Genomic DNA, 586 nt, shown 5'->3' on the forward strand with positions numbered 1-586 from the left:
TTCCGTGCCGCGTGCCACGATGCCGTGGCAGTGCCGCCCCGCGAGCATGAAGCCGCTGGTCGCGAGACGGGCCTGGATGTCATCCGGACTCGCGAAGCGGGCGCCGAGCAGATCGTCGATGAGGCCGCGCTGCGCGAGCAGCGACCATTCGGAGTCACCGCCGTCCGCGAGGCATCCGAATGCGAGGGCCGTGGCCCCCTGTTCGAGCACGGTGAGCCGGCCGGCAGGATGCGCAGGTCCGGGGAGTGCGAGGAGGGTCCCCCACCGCACGCCGCGCGCCTGTACGGGCACACGGTCGGCCGAGCGCAGCTTCCCCAGCGCCTCCGCGACCGGCATCCGCAGGGTCTCGTGCGCGATCACCTCACGCGCCAGGTTCTCCAGTACGACGGGTGCGCCGAGCGCTCTCGCCGTCTCCGCGACGACGACGTCGGCCGGAGCTCCGCGCAGGCTGAGCGCCGTGAAGAGCTCGTGCAGGTGCTGGCGTTCGCGCAGGGCCATGGTCTGCGCCGCGATCAGCGCGCGGTGCACGGTCTCCGTGACCGTGACGAACTTGATCTCGCTGGTGAGTGCGATCAGTGCGAGCCCG

The 586-nt window shown here is 71.8% G+C and carries 1 pseudogene; it reads right to left on the reverse strand.

Features of this window, described 5'->3' with window-relative positions:
* Positions 1-586, reverse strand: a pseudogene (locus DSP71_RS22550) (PucR family transcriptional regulator); the annotation flags it as partial.

Origin of the sequence: Microbacterium sp. H6, assembly GCF_003314775.1 — a bacterium.
Classification (GTDB): domain Bacteria; phylum Actinomycetota; class Actinomycetes; order Actinomycetales; family Microbacteriaceae; genus Microbacterium; species Microbacterium oxydans.